Below are 19,228 nucleotides of genomic sequence, written 5' to 3'. Positions count from 1 at the left end.
GATTATTATGGAAAAGCCAATTTGCTCTCAAATCTCAAATCATTAGAACCCTCTCGAAATTTTACAGCGGAAGACAAAGAAAATGGATCTACAAATCACAATCCCCGCCCTCGAAGAAGTTGACTTGACAAACTGCGACAGAGAACCGATTCACATGTCGGGGCTCATTCAGCCACACGGAGTGCTACTTGTTGTACGAGAACCTGAACTAGAAATACTGCAAGTCAGCGAAAATACGCAAGATTTGTTAGGAGTAGAGCCGGAAAGTGCGATCGGTAGAAATTTGAGCTTATTCTTCAATCGAGTTCAACTAAAAAAACTCAAGCTTTGTTTGTGTAATGAAAACTTAAAAACCGTTAATCCCATTAAACTTTCTGTCACAAACAAAGGTAAATATTTAGAATTTGACTGCATCCTCCACCGAGTAGAAGAAGTATTGATGGTCGAGTTGGAATTAGCCACCAACCCAGAAAATCTTTCTGTTTTTAGCTTTTATCATTCAGTAAGAGCCACTATCAGCAAAATTCAAAGCGCCCAAAATTTCAAGGAGTTATCTCAAATAACTGTAGAAGAAGTCAGAAAAATATCCGGTTTTGATAGAGTCATGGTCTATCAATTTGACCACGAAGGCAACGGCGCTGTAATCGCTGAAAACAAAGCAGAAATGCTGAGTCCTTTCTTAGGATTAAACTACCCAAGTTCAGATATTCCCAAACAAGCCAGACAACTGTATGCGTTAAATTGGCTGAGGTTAATCCCAGATATTAATTATCAACCAGTCCCCCTTGTTTCAGGAAATAATGCTGTCACGACCCAGCCCCGAAACCTGAGTTTCAGCGTATTGAGAAGCGTTTCTCCCATTCACATAGAATACCTGCAAAATATGGGCGTTGCAGCTTCGATGTCAATCTCGTTAATCAAAGACAAAAAACTGTGGGGATTGATTGCTTGCCACAACTATACACCAAAACACCTCAACTATGAATTGCGCGCAGCCTGCGAATTTATCGGGCAAGTAATGTCCTTAGAACTGCAATCAAAAGAAGGAAACGAAGACTACGACTACAAACTACACTTAAAATCCATTCAAACCAAGATTTTTGAAGACATATCCACGTCCGAAAACCTGTCAGAAGTGTTAGTTAAATGTCAGCATAATTTGCTAGAAGCAGTCAACGCCCAGGGAGCCGCAATAGTATTTGGAGACAATTGCTATCAAGTAGGGCAAACACCTCAAGGAGAAGCGCTCAAATACTTAACTAATTGGGTGCAAGAGCATTTAAATAAAGAAATTTTTTATACAGACTCGCTCACCAAATGCTATCCAGAAGCTGAGGAATTTAAAGACACAGCCAGCGGGTGTTTGGCGATAGCAATATCGCCGACGCAGAAAATATACGTTTTGTGGTTTCGCCCGGAAGTAATTAAGACCGTAAATTGGGCGGGCAACCCCAACAAACCAGTTGAAACCTATGAAGATGGCAACCCTCGACTGTCTCCTCGGAAATCCTTCGAGCTGTGGAAAGAAAATGTGAGGTACAAATCGTTGCCTTGGAAACAATGCGAAATAGACGCTGCATTGGAACTGAAAAAAGCAATGATTAATATAGTGCTGTGCCAAGTCGATAAACTCGAAAAATTAAATACAGCACTACAAGCATCAGTCGCCAGAGAACGGGAAAAAACTGCTAATTTAAAAACAGCAATGTCCGAGCTGAAGCGGGCGCAAACTCAACTGGTGCAAAGCGAAAGAATGTCAAGTTTGGGACAGTTGGTAGCGGCGGTAGCTTATGAAGTCACTAACCCGATTAACTTCATCTACGGCAATCTTAGCTATGCTAATGAATACAGTCAAAAAATGATCAATTTATTGCAGCTTTACGACCAGAACTATCCGTCGCCTTCGCCAGAAATTCAAGCACAAATAGAAGCAGTAGAATTAGAATTCATAGTTGAAGACTTACCGAAGTTGCTGGGTTCAATGAAAGTAGGAGCTAACCGCATCCGCGAGATAGTTCAGTCGCTGCGAAACTTCTCTAGAATTGACGAAGCAGAGATTAAACCCGTTGACATTCACGACGGATTGGACAGTGCTTTGTTGATATTGAGCAACCGACTCAAACCGAAGCCCGATCGCCCAGCAATTCATCTCATCAAAGAATATGGCTCTTTGCCTTTGGTTGAGTGTTACGCAGTTCAAATCAACCAAGTATTTATGAATGTATTGACAAATGCAATTGATGCTCTCGAAGATGCCTTTGTCAACAACAATTTATCCTCGCATTGGGGCGGCGAAGAACAGCCAGTTAAGTACGGACAAATTCGGATTGTGACTGAACTTTGTCCGGGAGAAAAAGCCGTAGCAGTTCGGATCAAGGACAACGGTTGGGGCATGGAAGAAAAAGTTTGCCAGAAAATTTTTGAGCCTTTTTTTACCACAAAACAGGTGGGCAAAGGTGCGGGGATAGGTTTGGCGATTAGCCACGAAATTGCGGTAGAACAACACGGCGGCAAATTGACTTGCATTTCAGCCCCTGGAGAGGGAACCGAGTTGATTATTGAGATTCCCTTGAGCCAAACTCATCCGACACCCATTGTCAAGTGAAAAAAAGTCCGCGCTAGCGAAGCTATCCCCAAGGCTAGGAAATCGCCCCCATTCAAAAATCGAAAATTCGATTAAAATACAAAAGCAGCTAAGTAGATTTGAGCCAATTCAGAGGAAGCTAGTGTAAGCAACCCCGGTCTAAAGACACGGGGCTTCAGCAAACAAACTGAAGCCGTGCTTACCAGCCTAAGTTTTAACTAACTCCGTTTCGGGGGTTACGACACCAGCGGATGCGTAGCTAGTCTCCTGCTCTGTCGTTTGCAGTTAAACAGTTTTAAGGTCACTGAAACAGTGCTGCAAACCTAACAAGCCCTCAAAACTTTGGCGAAGCTAACATTACGAGAAATCGAAGAGACACAACAATGTCTATCCTAAAACCCAACTACGTCTTTGTTCTAGATACTAAATACAAGCCATTAACACCATGCAAACCATCATTAGCACGTAAACTGCTAAAGATTGGTAAAGCTAAAGTTTTCAGGCTGTACCCTTTCACAATAATTTTGAGGAAGAAGGTAACTGAAGACCCGCGACCCATGATTTTAAAAATTGACCCCGGTTCAAAAGTTACTGGATTAGCTATAATTTTAGGTTCTGAGCTAATTTGGGTAGCCCAATTAACTCATCGCGGTCAAGCAATTAAGGCATCGCTAGATTCGCGTCGTTATTTACGGCGCGGTCGCAGAAGCAGGCACACAAGGTATCGTCAAGCGAGATTTCTAAACCGGACACGTCCCAAAGGTTGGTTAGCTCCTAGCCTTCGACACCGTGTAGAAACAACTTTAACTTGGGTCAAAAGATTATCAAGACTTGCACCAGTCAGAACAATCTTTCAAGAGTTAGTCAGATTCGATCTACAGCAGATAGAAAATCCAGAGATTTCAGGTGTCGAGTACCAGCAGGGTGTGTTAGCTGGTTACGAAGTCCGTGAATATCTTCTTAATAAATGGGACAGACGATGCGCTTATTGTAGTGCAGAAAACGTACCGCTACAGGTTGAGCATATTCAGCCTAGAGCATCGGGGGGAACTAACAGGGTATCTAATTTGTGTTTAGCTTGTGAGCCTTGCAATACCAAGAAAAACACTCAGGATATCAAGATATTCCTAGGAAAAAAGCCCGATATTTTGAAGAAAATCTTGGCACAGGCTAAGTACCCATTAAAAGATGCCTCTGCTGTGAATTCAACCCGATGGGCTTTGTTTAATCGGCTAAAAGAGACAGGGAAAGTGATTTCCACGGGTTCTGGCGGGTTAACCAAATTCAACCGAATACGGTTGGAATTACCAAAAACCCACTTCTTTGATGCTGCTTGCGTTGGTGATACGCCCAATATTTCCGTACTAGCGGATCAGCCCCTAAACATCAAAGCGACGGGGCATGGTACAAGGCAGATGTGTCGCACAGATAAGTTGGGATTTCCTTCTCGGTATGTTCCTAGATTCAAGTTCGTCAAGGGTTTACAGACGGGCGACATTGTAAAAGCCGTTGTTACTTTGGGCAAGAAGATTGGGACTTATAGAGGTAGGGTTGCTGTTCGTTCATCTGGTAGTTTTAATGTGTCATCAGCCCAGGGCTTAATTCAAGGTATCAATCACAAATATTGTTTTTCTATTCATCAAAAGGATGGGTACAACTATGGATTTTAAGAGTATTGACGGGACACTAAAGTATCCCGTGTCGCTTTTCCTCCCAGGGCTAAAGCCACTGGGTTTCCAATCTCCCGTGAGGTTTTTATGACTGAAGAAAAAACCGCCCAATGGGATGCCGGCCGGTTTCTCAAAACCTTGGCTTATTTCGGCGTCATTCCCTTCATTGGCAGCATTAGCTGGCTGCAACAACTTTTTGGAAGCAGCAGCAAAACTAAAAAAGACCAACCCAAATTGATACTGGTAGCTGGTGCTACCGGCGGCGTCGGGAAGCGAGTTGTCAAGCGGCTGCAACAGCGGGGATATAAAGTACGCTGCCTCGTCAGAGATGCTAAAAGAGCAACAGAAATTCTCGGCAAAAATGTCGAATTAGTCGAAGGAGATATCACTCTGCCAGAAACCCTAACACCGCTAGTAACCGAGGGCATAGAAGCAGTTATCTGCTGTACCGGCACTAAAGTTCAACCGATAGAAGGAGACACCCCAACGCGGGAAAAATACTATCAAGGCATCAAATTTTATATGCCGGAAGTTGTCGATGTTCCCGAAATCGTCGAATACAAAGGCATCAATAATTTAGTGCAAGCTGTTCGCCGCCAGCTAATTCAAGCAGGCGAAAAAATAATTTTTGACTTCACAAAACCCAGCCAAGATTTAAAAGAAACTTGGGGTGCGCTCGACGACATCGTGATGGGTGGCACCAGCGAAAGTTCGATCCGGCTGACAGACAATACAGCTATATTCACAGGCAATGTTTCTACTGCCAACTCGGGCGGCTTTGCTTCGGTGCGTACCCGCAACTTCGATCCTCCGCTTAATCTCGCAGGATTTAGCGGCCTCCAACTGCGTGTCAAAGGAGACGGCAAGCGCTACAAATTGATTGTTCGCAGCGAAGCTAAATGGGATGGAATTGGGTATTGCTATTCGTTTGATACTGTTTACAATATCTGGATTACAGTCACTGTTCCCTTTGATGAGTTAATTCCAGTATTCCGCGCCAAAACTGTCAAAGATGGCTCTAAATTTGATGCCAGCAGTATTTTTTCTTTTCAGTTAATGTTGAGCAAGTTTGAATATGATGGTGCGCTCAACCCGAAATTTACACCTGGTATTTTTCAACTGGAGTTAGAATCTATTAAAGCTGATGGGGGACAGACTTTGCCGCGATTTGTGATGGTGAGTTCGGCAGGAGTTACCCGCCCTGGCCGGCCGGGAATTAACTTGGAAGAAGAACCGCCTGCTGTCAGGATGAATGATATGTTGGGGGGGATTTTGACTTGGAAGTTGAAAGGCGAAGATTGTGTGCGATCGAGCGGCATACCTTATACTGTTGTCAGACCTTGCGCTTTGACTGAAGAACCGGGAGGCAAAGCTTTAATATTTGAGCAAGGAGACAATATTAGGGGCAAAGTCAGTCGGGAAGATATTGCAGAATTGTGCGTGGAGGCTTTGGAACAACCTCAAGCTTGCAACGTTACTTTTGAGGTAAAAGAGGGGGAAAATGGCAGTTCTCCCGGAGACTGGCAGGGTTTGTTCTCTGGAGTTAAATAACATATAACACTTCTTAGTAAAATGAGGTACGTTTGGTGATTTATAACTGGTTCCCAGGCCTTGCCTGGGAATCAATGTCCAGAGGCTCTGCCTCGCTGGTTAGTAGGAAAATTGGAGGCAGAGCCTCCGGATCTGCGTTACCAGGCAGAGCCTGTTAACGAGTAAACGAGTAAAATTACCAATTACCAATTACTATGTCTGTGACTTTTTCCCGACGCTATTTGACGCCTTATTTGTTTTTACTTCCGGCTTTATTTATTTTGAGTTTGACTGTTTTGTGGCCGGCGGTGCAAGCTTTTTATTTGAGTTTTACTAATTACGAATATGATTTAACTCAAATGCCGCAGTGGGTGGGGTTGAAGAATTTTTACAGGTTGTGGGGCGATCGCACATTTTGGCAAACTTTGACGAATACGCTGCTGTATCTCACCTGCGTTGTGCCTGTATTGGTTGTTCTACCGTTGGGAATGGCGATTTTGTGCAACCAAAAACTTAAGGGGATGAACTGGTTTCGTGCAGCATACTACACGCCAGCGGTGATTTCAATGGTTGTCGCCGGGATTGCTTGGAAGTGGCTGTTTGCTGAGACTGGACTGCTGAATCAGTTGGGGGAATTGTTGGGTTTGCCTCCTGTTTCTTGGCTGGCTAATCCGAAGTTAGCAATCTTTAGCGTGATGGCGGTTACTATCTGGAAAGGATTGGGTTATTACATGGTGATTTATTTGGCAGGGCTGCAAGCTATTCCGGCTGAACTTTATGAGGCGGCTGCTATTGATGGTTCTGATGGTTTGGGAAAGCACTGGGATATTACTGTGCCGCTGATGAAGCCTTATTTAGTTTTAGTTGCGGTAATTTCGGCGATTTCTGCTACTAAGGTTTTTGAAGAAGTTTATATTATGACTCAGGGTGGGCCTCGCAATAGTTCTAAGACTGTTGTTTATTATCTGTACGAACGGGCTTTTAAGGATTTGGAAATTGGCTATGCTTGTACGATCGGGCTGGTTTTGTTTTTGCTAATTTTGGGTTTGTCGATTTTGCAAGTTAGTCTTCAGGGTTTGGCTCGCAATGATTAAGAATGATTAAGATTTATGACCAAGAATTTCTTGATGGTACCCGCCACGTGATTTATCGGTGGAATCAATCCCAAATCGAAAATCTAAAATCCTCAAGCCCCCGCATTTATCCGTGGGGTCGCCTCTAAAATCTAAAATCTAAAATCTAAAATCGATTGACTGATTAGGAGTGACGAACTCCGGGGTTCATAAACTCGGTTTCTCGTTCTCATTCCTGTGATTACCAGGACTTTGTTACATTCAGAAACCGGGTTTATTCGTCTAATTTCTACTCATTTGAGACTGGAATCTCGAAGTAATGCGATCGCTCACGGCTTTGGGCAGGTCTTATTGGTGAAATCACAGGTATCAATATAGGGTTTCTGCCAGTTCAGAGGAATTTCTAATAAATCCCTGGTTCCGGTCATTCCCTGTCCCAGAAAGAGCAGCACAGCGATCGAGTTCAAGATCACATGGATAGTGCGCCAGCGATTTGAGCGGTCTTTGTAAATGTCTTGAATGATGGCAAGGGAGAAAACCATAATTAGCGCAGCGGTGATGCCAATGTAGTAGTGAGACCAATACCATTCATTGGTTCGCCGATAAACGCCATCTTGAGTGCCAAGAATCACCAAACCAGTACCTGTTAGGGTGGCAAATATGCCGCGCCATAAAGCGGGTGTAGCTCGATATAGCATGACCAAAGAGCCGACAGTTGCAACAAACATCAGCACAATGAAAATGACCTGAAACGAGTTTTTGCTCCAAACATCCTTGCTCAAAATATGCTCAAAAATCGGGTAGGCTAAACCCAACAAAGTCACTCCTACCACAGAACCTGACAGAATTCGACCTGCTTTGACGTGTTCTGAACCGACTACAGGTGGAATTTTGCTCTTGGTGTCGATCGCAATTTGCTTCCGACGCTGCATAGTTTGCCACGCCATATTGAGAACAACACCAAGCATAGGAAAAACAATCGCTACAGCTAAAATAGGATGCAGCAAAGCCATAAAATCTTTAAATTCCATACAGCACCTTTTCGTTCTTAAAGTTGATCGAACTAAACTTTTGAGACCTTCAGGAAATCGATCGCCCGATCGCGATCGAACAAAATCCGAGGCTTCAACAAAATCCCAAATAGCAGGAACAGAGACTTTAACTCACCAGGAGCGCAAGGACGTTTCCATTGACCTGGACGGCAAAACAACATCTCCACCAGACACCGATGTTGGGGCAGAGCCAATTTGTCAAAGTGGATCTGTACAGAGGGAAATTCACCACTCAAGTCAATCTGAGCGATTTGCCCTTGTAAGCTCAAATTATCTTCTAGAATTGTGAGTGTCACCGGGAGCGTTTCTCCTATAATAATAACAGGCAATTGGGCTTGAGTCATCTCTACGTGAACCCCCACTTCAGAAATGAAAGTAGTCACCCCCCAAAAAATCTGTCCATTCACCGCAAGCCGTACCAATCGACGCAGATCGAACCATTCATAGCGATCTGATTTAGGAGCGTCTAACAAAATTAACAGCGTGATGCTCATAATTAAAAGGTTGTAGGCGCTCCAAATCCAACCAATGCCCAACCCTTTGAAATGCTGGATGATTTCAGGCTCTGATGCGTGCATCTGAACTTGAATCAAACAGGTTACCAGAACGTGCCACAAGCTGATCGCATTGGCAATAAATAATAGCAGCAACGGTAGCGCTAACTTCCAGTTGAAGGAAAAGCGATCGCTCACAGTGCCTTTGGCTGTGACGTTAAATCCTTTGGAGAAGGGAGACAGCATCACCTGAACGATGGTCAGAACCAGCGGGAACGCTAGTACCAGTGAGTAAATATCAGATAGTAATGCCGATCGCGATCGATGATTCAACCAGGAGAAAACCGCTAACTGCACTAAATAATAGGGCATAAAAAAGTACAACATTTCTTGAACACTGGCTCGGATCGGAATCACGCCCAAGAAGGAATAAGCTAAAGGCATCAACAGAAAACCCACGCGGGGAATTGAGGTAAACCAATGCAGAAGTCCTTCAAAATGAGCCAGTCGCTGAATCGGTTTAAGTCCGCGAATAGTGAGAGGATTGGAATCAATAAAAAACGCCTGTAAGGTTCCTCGCGCCCAGCGCAGGCGTTGAGTTGCATAAGCCGCAATATTTTCGGCCGCCAAGCCAGCGCTGAGTTTTTCATTGAGATATACCAAGCGATAGCCTTTAGCAGAGAGTTTAATGCCGGTGAAATAATCCTCACTAAGAGATTCGGTGACAAATCCTCCAGCGTCTTCTAAGGCGCTGCGTCTCACCACAAAGGAAGTTCCAGAACAAACTACACTGCCGGCACCATCTTTGATCGGTTCAATTTGGCGATAAAAAACCTCTTCTTCCGGTGTGATAATATTATCTAAGCCTAGATTACGGGCGATCGGGTCAGCATTGTAATAACTTTGAGGCGTTTGAACCAGGGCCACTGTGGGATCTTGGCAGAAGCCAACGGTGCGAATCAGAAAGTTTTTGGTAGGAATAAAGTCGGCATCAAATACAACTATGAACTCTCCTTGAGTATCAGCTAAGGCATGATTCAAATTCCCTGCTTTCGCATGGCAATTATTAGGTCTAGTGATGTATTCACACCCTAATTCCTCTGCAAGTTGCCGGATTTCTTCACGCCGGGTGTCATCGAGCAGATATATTTTTTTATTGGCATATTCGAGGGCTTGACAACCAATTACCGTGCGTTTGAGAATATAGGCAGGCTCATTATAAGTGGGTATCAAAATGTCAACCGATGGCGTGAATCGACCCTCAACTACATCGATTGCCAACCGATTCGCTTCACTCCGGCGATCCTTTACCCACAACATCAAAAATAACTGAAGGATATTGGTAAGCAAGAGGAAAATTTCTAGAAGAAACAACCCAATGCTAAATACTCCATCTAAGGGAGCGGATACATTTAAGGTTGTGAGCGATCGCCACAGCAGATAACGCATCACCAACATCAACAAGATTCCCACAACTACGGCCCGCGACCAGGTTCGGGGTATGGGCGAAACCCGCATAATTAGCAGGGAAATCGCCAGCAGAGCGACCGTAGGTGTTAGCAAATACTCCCCCATTACCATCGGCACTTGCAGCCACATCGGAGGATGATTTTGCATTGCTTGCAGTTGGGCAAATAGACGATCGAGAGTGCCGTTACCGGAAAACCAAGCAGCGACCAGTCCAGCCGCTAAAATAACCGAACCTAACATGACGATGGTGGCGATCGGTATCCGGTTTCTGGGGGTACTATCTCGACGATGAAAGCCCAAATATTTAAGCCATGAAATCATAATTTTGTTTCAGCAAGTTATATGAATTGGCGATCGTAAGCTGAGGCGCATCTAAATTTTACAGTCAAGTTTGATGAAATTCTTGTGGGGTGGGCGTCCCGCCCGCCCGAAAAATACAACGCAAGATGCGGGACAGCTTATTATTTACTCCCTTCCCACTCAAAGAATACTTATTTAACAAACCGCGTTAGCGAAGCTGCGGGAAGCCATACAAAGAAGAAGATCGGTAATCCTAGTAGTAGGAAGGGAGTAATTGTCTGCATCACTTTGAGCTTAGCGGAACAGTTCTTTGTTATTCAGAATAGCAGGCCAATTTTTGTTTGCTAAAGCAATGTGACCAGGGATATCCCCCATCCACTGTGCTTGTACTGTTTTATCGTAGTTGAGATAAAGCTTCCCATTAACGATTTTCCAGGCGTCAGGCTGGCTCACAACAAGATGCGCTTCACTGGTTCCCTGGGCGCAATATCCACCGTATTGAGGAGCATACTTTTCAGGATTTTTGGCAAACATATCACGGTTTGCTGCACTAGCAAACATCCAAGTTGTTCCACCCCAATTATGTTTAAATTGGCTAACTCCCATAACTAATTTGCTTTGGGTGAAATAGGCTACGACATCCTGACCATCAAGAGCCACACCTTTTTCGGTGTAGAATTGAGGATGAAGGGTTGCTGTGCTGCTTTTACCCGCACAAGGATTGGCTTTACCAGCACAAGGATTTTCTTTACCAGCACAAGGATTGGCTTTACCCGCACAAGGATTGGCTTTACCAGCGCAAGGATTGGCTTTACCAGCACAAGGATTTTCTTTACCAGCGCAAGGATTGGCTTTACCCGCGCAAGGATTGGCTTTACCCGCGCAAGGATTGGCTTTACCCGCGCAAGGATTGGATTGTGCAACCTTGGATGAAACGGTTGTAGAGTTTGAGTTTGTTGAAGCCTTGAAGTTGCCGTAGCTAACATTAGTTGTTACCAAACCGAGAATGGTGGCAATGGCGATCGTGGTAATGTATTTTACTTTCATGTGTCTGATTCCCAGATAAATTGTTAATAGTTCCATGCCAGATATTTGCTTGAGACTTCTTGCTCTCTGGCTATTTTGCTGGCTTTTTGTTGTCCTCAAGACTTGAGGTTGTTTACATTAACACTCAATAAAATGAGTGCTAGATGAGGAAGAGATGGATGGGAGATAAAACTCTGAATACTTTATACGCCACTTTCTTCAGCAAAAATTCATCTGGAAATTAGGAACGCATCATCTAGTTACCCCGAATGTCTTATAGAGTGGAGATTAACCCGGACTATCCTTTGCAGGACTTATACACTCTTGGCTTAGAAAGCGGGTTTCTTTGTAGATACCTCGTTGCTCAACCCAAGATTGCTGATGAGAAACTTAGTAGTGCAGTAATTTAACCGCGAGTTGAGAAATTATGACAGGAAAAGACTGGTTAGTGACTAATGATGGACAGTGCAATATTTTTGAGGCTACAAGTCAAATTGAAGATTTCACCCATCCCTACCGACTTTACCGCTTTTTAACTGACTTGGAAGATGTATTAGACCAAATTAGTGATGATTATTTACGACTCCAGGCAATTTGTCCCCTTGTCCGCAGGTTGTTAGATAGTTCCTCCTGGTTTCAAATTGCTCTCCTTGAGCCTGACTCTGAGACAGGCTGGGCAGTACAAACACTTTATGATGAACCATTTTTTCCTCTGACGGTGCAGTTGGTGGCTTGGGCTCCTGGTGCAGTTTCTCCGATTCACAATCATGCCAGTTGGGGATTGGTGGCGCTACTTGATGGACAGGAGAAAAATACTTTTTGGCAGCGATCGCCAACTCGCAAGTTTCCCGATAAAATTACAACAGTGGGAGATATTTTGCTTGCTCCTGGTGACGTTTTGTGCTTAATGCCAGATGCGATTCATCATGTGGAAGCACTCGGAGATAAACCAACCATTAGTTTTAATCTTTATGGTGTAACAGATTACGATAGACGATTTGAATTTAACCAGATTAAAGGCACTGCGGAAAACTTTTAAGATACCAGTCCGATCGAAGCAAATATCAACAAATTTAAAATATAACGGGCGATGATCGAGGCTGCACCAACTTTCGTCGGTTCTACGCGATACTAATTTTATCTAGTTGAATTTGACTCATTTTAATGCTTAATTCTCCTCACTACCTGACGATAAAATGAAGCTAATTCGCCAAGTCATAGCTGCTATAAACCCTGTCACGGGCAAGCGAATTTCCACCTCTTCGCTTCAGTTTCGCCTGACGCTGGAATTGCTGGTACTATCGATTTTAGGACTCAGCAGTGTGGCATTTTGGGCCGGCTGGCAAAGGTCGCAAAATCTAGTCGGTGCCCATAAACAAACCCTGGAATACATTGGAATACGCTTTCCCGAACAGGTTGAACTTTATAGTGAAATGGGTTCACTAGAAATTGGCTTAACCCGAAGCGTCCATAAAGCTTCCACAGGAGGAATCATGGTGTGGGTGAAGCGAAATGATGGGATGCTTTTGGTGAATTCACCTGATATGGATCTGCAATCTTCTAAGATTACGAAGATGATCTCGTTGACGGAAGTACCTGCACAGCCGACTTTTGTTCAGATGGGCGATCGCTATTTGGTGATCTGTAGCAGAACTCTGAGGATTAAAAATCAGTTACTGGGTACGGTATATTTCTCTCAAGATATCACTGATGAGCAACGTCAGTTAAATGATGGGATTCGGAGTCTAATTGTTGTCAGTATTGTGGTAATCTTAGTGTTAATGTTGGCGATCGCCAGTCGCATTCGTCATGCTCTCCATCCTTTGGAACATATGAGTGAGGTAGCTAGCACTTTGTCTGCTGATAATTTGCAGGCAGCAAAACTCCAACTCCATCAGGCTCCTGATGAGATTTTAGGACTAGCGCAAACGTTTAATGAGATGTTGTTTCGCTTATCGGGTTCCTGGGAGCAACAACGCCAATTTGTCGGTAATGTTTCCCACGAATTACGCACTCCTCTGACGGTTGTAGTTGGTTATTTACAAAGTTTGCTGCGACGCAGCACTAACTTAAGTGACTATCAGCAACAAGCACTGGAAACAGCGGTTGGGGAAACTGAACGCACGATTCGGATGTTAGAAGATTTGCTCGATTTGGCACGGGCTGATAGTGGCAACTTGCACTTTCGTTTGAATCCGGTGATACTGAATACTCTGGTGGCTGAGGTGGCCGAGATGAGTCAAAAAGTTAGCAATCGGAAAATTATTTTGGTGTCAAATGATGAGGATGTTGTAGCCTGTGCGGATCAGGATCGTTTACAACAAGTGTTAATTAACTTAGTGGATAATGCAATCAAGTATTCTGCTCCCGAACAACCAGTTGAGTTAGTCTTAGAAAAGAGGGAACAGCAGGTGATGATTCATGTGGGCGATCGCGGAATTGGTATTTCTCTCCCCCATCAAAACCGGATTTTTGAGCGATTTTACCGAGTGGATGAGTCAATGACGCGCTCTAGAGACGGTACGGGGTTGGGATTGGCGATCGCCAAAAGCCTCATCGAAGGCATGGAAGGACGTATTACGCTCCGATCTAAACCGCGAGAAGGTAGTATTTTTACTATCACCTTACCTGTCTGGAATCCGCAGCTATGAGCGATCGCATTCTCCTTGTTGAAGATGACCCTAAACTGGCAAAGTTCATCGAATCTGAACTTAGTCTTGAAGGATATCACGTCACTATCGCCCCCAATGGATTGGATGGATTAATGATGGCTCGTGATGCTCAACCGGATTTATTAATTTTAGATTGGATGCTTCCCGGCATCTCTGGATTAGACATCTGTTTAAGGTTGCGATCGACTGGTGTTCAAGTACCAATAATTATGTTAACAGCAAAAGATGAAGTACCCGATCGCGTGACGGGATTAAATGCTGGAGCCGATGATTATGTTACTAAGCCTTTCAGTATGGAAGAACTCCTCGCGAGAGTGAAAGCCCGTCTGCGCCGAACTCAAGCAAATGACCCGGATAATTTGCAATTTGAAGACCTAATCTTGAATGGTTTAACTCGTGAAGTTTATCGAGGCAATCAACTAATTGAACTCACTGCCAAAGAGTTTGATTTGCTAGATTTTATGCTGCGAAATCCCCGCCAAGTGATTACCCGCGACCGAATTTTAGAAAAAGTCTGGGGTTATGATTTTATGGGCGAGTCAAACATTATTGAAGTGTATATTCGTGCGTTACGGATTAAGTTAGAAGCAAGTAACTCAAAACGCCTGCTGCATACTGTTCGGGGAGTTGGATATGTGTTGCGAGAGCAAAAGTGATCAGGGGCGGGTTTACAAATACTTGGGAGATGAAGTATGAATACTGGTGAATCCGCTCCTATTATACTACCTATTTTTTAATAAAAAATAGACCTAAAAATCTGGTCGTTCCTGATAATCTTCCGCAGAAATCGGGTCTAATTCCCACCGACTTTCATCTCGATGTTCCAGCATATCTGTTGTGTGCAAAATAGCCCCATCTGGCAATTCTATGCCCGCAGCAGCTCCGAGTTCGTCAACAATATCCAGGTCGGGAGTAGGCGCGGTTCCGCCCACCGATTGCTCGCCAGTGGCACTTTCTTGTTCCGCAGCCGGATCGCCATCCTCGCCGCCGATTTGGGAACTGGTGGAAGAGTATTCTGAACTGCTGTCCTGCAGGGTTGTTATGTCGTCATCGCTCAATCCCGGTTGAGCGATGACGCCGGTACCGTAAGATTCGGTAATTTCTTGAGGCAAATCGCCCAAATTATCGCGTTCTGTTGTTGTTTTTGCGGTGCTTTTCTTTTGCTGGGCCACGATACTTGCTCCTGTTTGTTTTGGAACTCAATTAAATTAAAAATGTCCGAATTTGGCTTTAACTGAATTGTTTTTAGTAATTGCCGATGGCTATAATTAAGTAATATTATAATTACTCTTTAAGCTTTTAGCTTCTATCCCAGGAAATATATTGATTCGGCTCAGCTATTTCATTGGGAATACAAAAAGTGATCGCCCGTTTGAAATGGGCGATCGCTTTTTAATTGGGAGGCTAATTCTATTCGGGAAAATCAGGAATTACCCATTTGGGGGGTTCCATCCGTTTCCTTCTCACGGCTTCCTCTGCTATTTCTAGCATTTTATCCAGAGAAGTATTTTCAATAAAGTTTGACGTTGCTTCTGCGTATTCCCGCTTCGGGCACTTGTCGCCCAGAACGCAGCCATTGACGCAAGCTACAGCACAATCGACAGTGTTCTCCACCATAACTTTTTTCCTTTCACGGTTCCAACAACTAATAGGCAGGTACTCTGGGTTAATTTGTCAAGAGACTGCTCTATATCTTTATTTTACTTCACAAATTGTCATCAAAGGTCGATCGCCAGGGCAAAACTGTTATAAAATCAAAGCAACCTACCTAATCTGCCGATCGTGAACAATTTTCTGCGGCGCTTAAAACTTTTACCTTGGCGAGAAATGCTCCAAATTTCCGCCCTCGTCAACTGCATCGTGGTTGGATTGGAGTTATTTTTAGCGTGGGGCTTGATTCAGTCGGAAGTATTCGGGAAAATCTTTACGCTTCTCTTCGGTTCCTCGCTGGGGATATTGATACCTTTCGCTATCGCATTGGGAATTGGGGCTTTAGCGGTTTACTTTTTAGAGTATTGGCAGCAGCAATTTTTGCTGAACCGAGTGAGTTTGTGGGTTTTAGTTTTGTGCCTACTCCTAGGTTTGCTGTTAAAGTCATTCCTGCCCATACCTGCTTCTTTAGCGAGTTTATCAGAAACTGCACTAATAGGAGTTACGGTGGGAGTTTTTTGGAAGGGCCGGCCTTATTGGCGATAGTTGTTAGTCATTAGTCATTAGTCCTTAGTCATTAGTCATCAGTCATTAGGTTGCACCTTACCGCTATGAGTAGCGTGTTAGCATTCCTAGATGCAGATCCTCATTATTTAGGGTGATGATAGTTGCACCTTACCGCTAACTATTAACTAATGACTAATGACTAATGACTAAAAATTATGGCAGCCAAAAATCTGGAATGAAGGTTTTAGTCAAACTGCGAGTAAACTGATTAATCTTTCTCCCGATTTGAATGTGCGGTTCGTCAGCTTCCACGGGAATAATTGCCGCTTTGTTCCCAAGTCCGAAACGCGAAATTACCAAATTAGCCGCCTCCAAGCCAGTAACATAAGCCTTTTCCTGCGACCAAGAACCGTGACGGGTTACAACCCAATCGCCGCTCATGAATACATTATCATAACTTGTTACTGCAGGCAACAAATACTGATAGCTGCCAGGGGCAAAATGCGTCACAGCCCGCGACAGCCGAATCGCGCTGCTGTCAATTACTTTTGCCTCCCGAAAAGCGGGGATGCAAGTGGCTAAATCTCGCTGAACTAAGGAAACTATTTCCTCATCTTTTAGGGGAATTAATTGATTGGCGTGATAAAAGTCAGCTTCGACAACTGTTCCCGGTTCGGCTCGAAATTCGTCGTGCAAAGCATTCAAATCAAAAAACGTCCAACCCGTAGTTGAACTAAATCCAAAACAGGCATTAGAAGGCAGCGGAATGTCAATTTTTCGGTCAAACCACAGGCGAACAGCTAACACGTCCACTGCACCCAAATTCATGGCATCCCGAAACTCTTGGCGGCTTTGCAAAGCTGGGCTGCTGCTGATAATTTTTTGCATTCCCGTGACGCCAACTGCAAAAATAACTGCATCTGCCTCGAAGGTTTGTTCGCCGCAAACAACGCCTGTGGCTCGGTTGTTGCTGTCAACTATTAAATCAGTAACTCGCTGCTTTGTCAATACTTTTGCACCGAGTTTGTCCAGGCGTTCGACCCAGGGACGAAAGATTTTTTCTCCCACAGTTCCGCGACACCAAACTACATCAAAATCCGGTTGGTGTGCTAATATGAAATAATAAAGCATTCCCAAAGCTGCGGCGGCAGAACATTGTTCTCCTGGTGCAAATAAACCTACTAATAACATTGGTTCAAAAGCATCGCGGTACAGTCTTGCAGAGACGCCAAACTGTTTGAATAGTTCGCGGGCTGTGACGCGATCGTACCTGCGCCAAGCTTCGTCGGAATTGTCGAAATCTAGGACAGCGTAGAGTAAGGGCAAGGCTGAAAGCCGATCGACTAATGGCAGCCTTTTAAATCTAGTGTAAAGAAAGGTTCCTAACGGTGTAGAAAGGCGCGGTTCGTCCTGAAAAATCGGCGATTCTACTTCCAATCCGGCCGGTGAATACTGACAAGAACGAGTCCAAGGTGTGAAGGGATCGAGACCTAATTCCTTGACTAAGGAAAAGATGTTTTTGTAGGGATACCAGAAGCCATGAATGCCTGCTTCTACGGAACGCCCGCCGGCGGTTTTCCACCCCGCAACTAAGCCACCCGGATAAGGGCCTGCTTCTAGCAGGGTGACATCATAGCCTTGCTGGGCTAGGTGATAGGTAGCGCCTAAACCGGCCCATCCTGCCCCGACGACGACTATTTTTGGGGTTGACGATTCTGCTGACATTGCGTACCTCTTGATAATTTATTAATGATGACATAATTCATAAAATGCGGATTTGATATAAAATGTGTTGCATTATGTGATAAATTTCGCTTGAGTGAATAATGAGTGTCAAAAACCGCCAGCAGACTAGCCTGTTGCTGCTCTTATTTCCCGCTACCGCATGGCTGATGGTTTTCTTCATTTTGCCAGTGCTAATTGTACTTTTGTACAGTTTCTTAGAACGCGGTACTTACGGCGGCGTTACTTGGATATTTACTCTCAGCAACTATCAGCGTTTGTTCAGTGGACTTTTCTTAGGAGTAATTGGGCGATCGCTCTGGCTGGCTTTTCTAACAACGGCTGCTTGCTTGTTAGTTGGCTATCCCCTAGCATTCTTCATCGCCACCCGTACTCCCCGCTGGCGAAATGCTTTGCTTTTGCTAGTAATTATTCCATTTTGGACTAATTTTTTAGTGAGAACCTACGCCTGGATCATACTCCTGCGTAGCGAAGGAGTAGTTAACACAGCCCTGCAAAGCCTGCAAATTATTAGCGAACCGTTAAACTTGCTTTTTACGCCTTTCGCTGTGGCGATCGGTCTTATTTACGGCTATTTACCTTTCATGGTTCTGCCTTTATATTCTAGCATAGAACGCTTCAACTTTTCATTGGTAGAAGCCGCTCACGATTTAGGGGCAAATGATATTCGCACTTTCTGGCGTGTATTTTTACCATTAACAACTCGCGGTATTGTGGCAGGCTCGATTTTAGTTTTTGTTCCCGCTGTCGGCGCTTTCATAACACCGGATATATTGGGTGGTTCTAAAACAGTTATGGTGGGAAATTTGATTCAAAATCAGTTTATGAAAGCCCGCGATTGGCCTTTTGGTTCGGCACTTTCTATGCTGTTGACGGTAATCATATTGATTCCTGTGTTAATTTACTTCCGCGTGTCTGACGAAAATCAATAAGGTAAGGTATACACAAATCGTTGCACCCTGCCTTTAGGTTAAAAGGCGCTAATGACTAATGACTAATGACTAATGACTAATGACTAATGACTAATGACTAATGACTAATGACTAATGACTAAAACAAAACTAGATTTACTTGTGCGGGCGATCGGCAAAAAGTGGCTTTGGGTACAAGCTGTACTAGCATTTGCCTTTCTTTACTTGCCAATTCTCATCTTAATTATTTACTCCTTTAACGCCTCCAGATTCAATGCCGTTTGGCGTGGCTTTACCCTCGATTGGTATCGCAGTTTGTTTAGCAATGCAGGCGCGACGATTGCTACGAGTAGCAGCGCCGGAATCTGGACAGCCCTTAACAACAGCTTGCTAAGTAGCTAGACAAAATTAATTACATAGTTTTCTCCAAATTCTTTCAGGATTTTTTCCACAGATGTAACAAAAGTTCCCCAACTCTTGTAAGCAGATATTTCAATCCATTCATACTTAATAAACCGCCATAAAATTTCAATTAAATTTAATTCA

At 44.0% G+C, this 19,228-nt stretch carries 15 protein-coding genes and 2 pseudogenes; 10 read left to right on the top strand and 7 right to left on the bottom strand.

Annotation, left to right across the window (positions count from 1 at the left end; all coding sequences use genetic code 11):
- The first annotated feature begins 82 nt into the window (after positions 1 to 82).
- The 4 genes from QUB44_RS22690 (at position 83) to QUB44_RS22675 (ending at position 6,878) form a co-directional block, all read left to right on the top strand.
- On the top strand, positions 83 to 2,605 hold the full coding sequence (locus tag QUB44_RS22690) for an ATP-binding protein (protein WP_333370971.1): 2,523 nt from the start codon (positions 83 to 85) through the stop codon (positions 2,603 to 2,605).
- A gap of 362 nt (positions 2,606 to 2,967) precedes the next feature.
- Complete coding sequence (iscB, locus tag QUB44_RS22685) at positions 2,968 to 4,254, top strand: RNA-guided endonuclease IscB (protein WP_333370969.1); 1,287 nt, start codon at positions 2,968 to 2,970, stop codon at positions 4,252 to 4,254.
- 87 nt (positions 4,255 to 4,341) lie between these two features.
- Positions 4,342 to 5,805: a CIA30 family protein gene (locus QUB44_RS22680; RefSeq protein WP_333370967.1), complete on the top strand. Its 1,464-nt coding sequence runs from the start codon at positions 4,342 to 4,344 to the stop codon at positions 5,803 to 5,805.
- Between the two features lie 194 nt (positions 5,806 to 5,999).
- Positions 6,000 to 6,878 (top strand): sugar ABC transporter permease, encoded by an 879-nt coding sequence (locus QUB44_RS22675; RefSeq protein ID WP_333370965.1) that lies wholly within the window; start codon positions 6,000 to 6,002, stop codon positions 6,876 to 6,878.
- 308 nt (positions 6,879 to 7,186) lie between these two features.
- Here QUB44_RS22675 and QUB44_RS22670 read toward each other — a convergent pair whose 3' ends face one another.
- From QUB44_RS22670 to QUB44_RS22660, 3 genes are all read right to left on the bottom strand, one after another.
- On the bottom strand, positions 7,187 to 7,888 hold the full coding sequence (locus QUB44_RS22670; RefSeq protein WP_333370962.1) for a DUF4079 domain-containing protein: 702 nt from the start codon (positions 7,886 to 7,888) through the stop codon (positions 7,187 to 7,189).
- A gap of 32 nt (positions 7,889 to 7,920) precedes the next feature.
- The gene (locus QUB44_RS22665) at positions 7,921 to 10,194 is read right to left on the bottom strand and encodes a glycosyltransferase (RefSeq protein ID WP_333370960.1); all 2,274 of its coding nucleotides are present in this window, start codon (positions 10,192 to 10,194) and stop codon (positions 7,921 to 7,923) included.
- Between the two features lie 273 nt (positions 10,195 to 10,467).
- Positions 10,468 to 11,256 carry a YHS domain-containing (seleno)protein gene (locus QUB44_RS22660; protein ID WP_333370958.1) on the bottom strand — a complete coding sequence of 263 codons (789 nt, stop codon included), beginning with the start codon at positions 11,254 to 11,256 and terminating at the stop codon, positions 10,468 to 10,470.
- A gap of 370 nt (positions 11,257 to 11,626) precedes the next feature.
- Between QUB44_RS22660 and QUB44_RS22655 the strand changes: the two genes are divergently transcribed.
- The 3 genes from QUB44_RS22655 to QUB44_RS22645 all read left to right on the top strand — a co-directional run bounded on the left by QUB44_RS22655 (position 11,627) and on the right by QUB44_RS22645 (position 14,527).
- Entirely contained in the window at positions 11,627 to 12,238 is a 612-nt protein-coding gene (locus QUB44_RS22655; protein ID WP_333370956.1) for a cupin, read from the top strand.
- A 157-nt stretch (positions 12,239 to 12,395) separates the two neighbouring features.
- Positions 12,396 to 13,850 (top strand): HAMP domain-containing sensor histidine kinase, encoded by a 1,455-nt coding sequence (locus QUB44_RS22650; RefSeq protein WP_333370954.1) that lies wholly within the window; start codon positions 12,396 to 12,398, stop codon positions 13,848 to 13,850.
- Positions 13,847 to 14,527, top strand: coding sequence for a response regulator transcription factor (locus tag QUB44_RS22645; RefSeq protein ID WP_333370952.1), 681 nt, complete (start codon positions 13,847 to 13,849; stop codon positions 14,525 to 14,527). Before QUB44_RS22650 ends, QUB44_RS22645 begins: the two co-directional genes overlap by 4 nt.
- Before the next feature lie 93 nt (positions 14,528 to 14,620).
- Here QUB44_RS22645 and QUB44_RS22640 read toward each other — a convergent pair whose 3' ends face one another.
- Both QUB44_RS22640 and QUB44_RS22635 read right to left on the bottom strand, forming a co-directional pair.
- The gene (locus QUB44_RS22640; protein WP_333370950.1) at positions 14,621 to 15,043 is read right to left on the bottom strand and encodes a DUF6335 family protein; all 423 of its coding nucleotides are present in this window, start codon (positions 15,041 to 15,043) and stop codon (positions 14,621 to 14,623) included.
- Positions 15,044 to 15,281: 238 nt separating this feature from the next.
- Positions 15,282 to 15,488, bottom strand: a complete 207-nt coding sequence (locus QUB44_RS22635) for a hypothetical protein (protein ID WP_190734170.1) — start codon at positions 15,486 to 15,488, stop codon at positions 15,282 to 15,284.
- Positions 15,489 to 15,653: 165 nt separating this feature from the next.
- Between QUB44_RS22635 and QUB44_RS22630 the strand changes: the two genes are divergently transcribed.
- A complete protein-coding gene (locus QUB44_RS22630) occupies positions 15,654 to 16,067 on the top strand; it encodes a peptide chain release factor 1 (protein ID WP_333370948.1) in 414 nt (137 codons plus the stop codon).
- Between the two features lie 174 nt (positions 16,068 to 16,241).
- Here the strand turns inward: QUB44_RS22630 and QUB44_RS22625 are convergent, their stop codons facing one another.
- The gene (locus QUB44_RS22625) at positions 16,242 to 17,753 is read right to left on the bottom strand and encodes an FAD-dependent oxidoreductase (RefSeq protein WP_333370946.1); all 1,512 of its coding nucleotides are present in this window, start codon (positions 17,751 to 17,753) and stop codon (positions 16,242 to 16,244) included.
- Positions 17,754 to 17,854: 101 nt separating this feature from the next.
- Here QUB44_RS22625 and QUB44_RS22620 point away from each other — a divergent pair, with 101 nt between their 5' ends.
- Positions 17,855 to 18,703 (top strand): ABC transporter permease, encoded by an 849-nt coding sequence (locus QUB44_RS22620; protein ID WP_333162206.1) that lies wholly within the window; start codon positions 17,855 to 17,857, stop codon positions 18,701 to 18,703.
- A gap of 114 nt (positions 18,704 to 18,817) precedes the next feature.
- A pseudogene (locus QUB44_RS22615) lies at positions 18,818 to 19,075 on the top strand (spermidine/putrescine ABC transporter permease PotC); the annotation flags it as partial.
- 5 nt (positions 19,076 to 19,080) lie between these two features.
- Here the strand turns inward: QUB44_RS22615 and QUB44_RS22610 are convergent.
- A pseudogene (locus tag QUB44_RS22610) lies at positions 19,081 to 19,228 on the bottom strand (IS630-like element ISAcma34 family transposase); the annotation flags it as partial.

It is taken from the genome of Microcoleus sp. AT3-D2 (assembly GCF_036705715.1).
Taxonomy (GTDB): Bacteria; Cyanobacteriota; Cyanobacteriia; order Cyanobacteriales; family Microcoleaceae; genus Microcoleus.
Note: the sequence above shows the minus strand (reverse complement) of the source record. Positions and strands in the feature narration are given on the sequence as shown.

Excerpts from the sequence above, each read along its gene's own strand:
- QUB44_RS22620 (WP_333162206.1), top strand. The coding sequence starts at position 17,855 with ATGAGTGTCAAAAACCGCCAGCAGACTAGCCTGTTGCTGCTCTTATTT.
- QUB44_RS22635 (WP_190734170.1), bottom strand. The coding sequence starts at position 15,488 with ATGGTGGAGAACACTGTCGATTGTGCTGTAGCTTGCGTCAATGGCTGC.
- QUB44_RS22670 (WP_333370962.1), bottom strand. The coding sequence starts at position 7,888 with ATGGAATTTAAAGATTTTATGGCTTTGCTGCATCCTATTTTAGCTGTA.
- QUB44_RS22675 (WP_333370965.1), top strand. The coding sequence starts at position 6,000 with ATGTCTGTGACTTTTTCCCGACGCTATTTGACGCCTTATTTGTTTTTA.
- QUB44_RS22690 (WP_333370971.1), top strand. The coding sequence starts at position 83 with ATGGATCTACAAATCACAATCCCCGCCCTCGAAGAAGTTGACTTGACA.
- QUB44_RS22650 (WP_333370954.1), top strand. The coding sequence starts at position 12,396 with ATGAAGCTAATTCGCCAAGTCATAGCTGCTATAAACCCTGTCACGGGC.
- iscB (WP_333370969.1), top strand. The coding sequence starts at position 2,968 with ATGTCTATCCTAAAACCCAACTACGTCTTTGTTCTAGATACTAAATAC.
- QUB44_RS22625 (WP_333370946.1), bottom strand. The coding sequence starts at position 17,753 with ATGTCAGCAGAATCGTCAACCCCAAAAATAGTCGTCGTCGGGGCAGGA.
- QUB44_RS22645 (WP_333370952.1), top strand. The coding sequence starts at position 13,847 with ATGAGCGATCGCATTCTCCTTGTTGAAGATGACCCTAAACTGGCAAAG.
- QUB44_RS22660 (WP_333370958.1), bottom strand. The coding sequence starts at position 11,256 with ATGGAACTATTAACAATTTATCTGGGAATCAGACACATGAAAGTAAAA.
- QUB44_RS22665 (WP_333370960.1), bottom strand. The coding sequence starts at position 10,194 with ATGATTTCATGGCTTAAATATTTGGGCTTTCATCGTCGAGATAGTACC.
- QUB44_RS22655 (WP_333370956.1), top strand. The coding sequence starts at position 11,627 with ATGACAGGAAAAGACTGGTTAGTGACTAATGATGGACAGTGCAATATT.
- QUB44_RS22680 (WP_333370967.1), top strand. The coding sequence starts at position 4,342 with ATGACTGAAGAAAAAACCGCCCAATGGGATGCCGGCCGGTTTCTCAAA.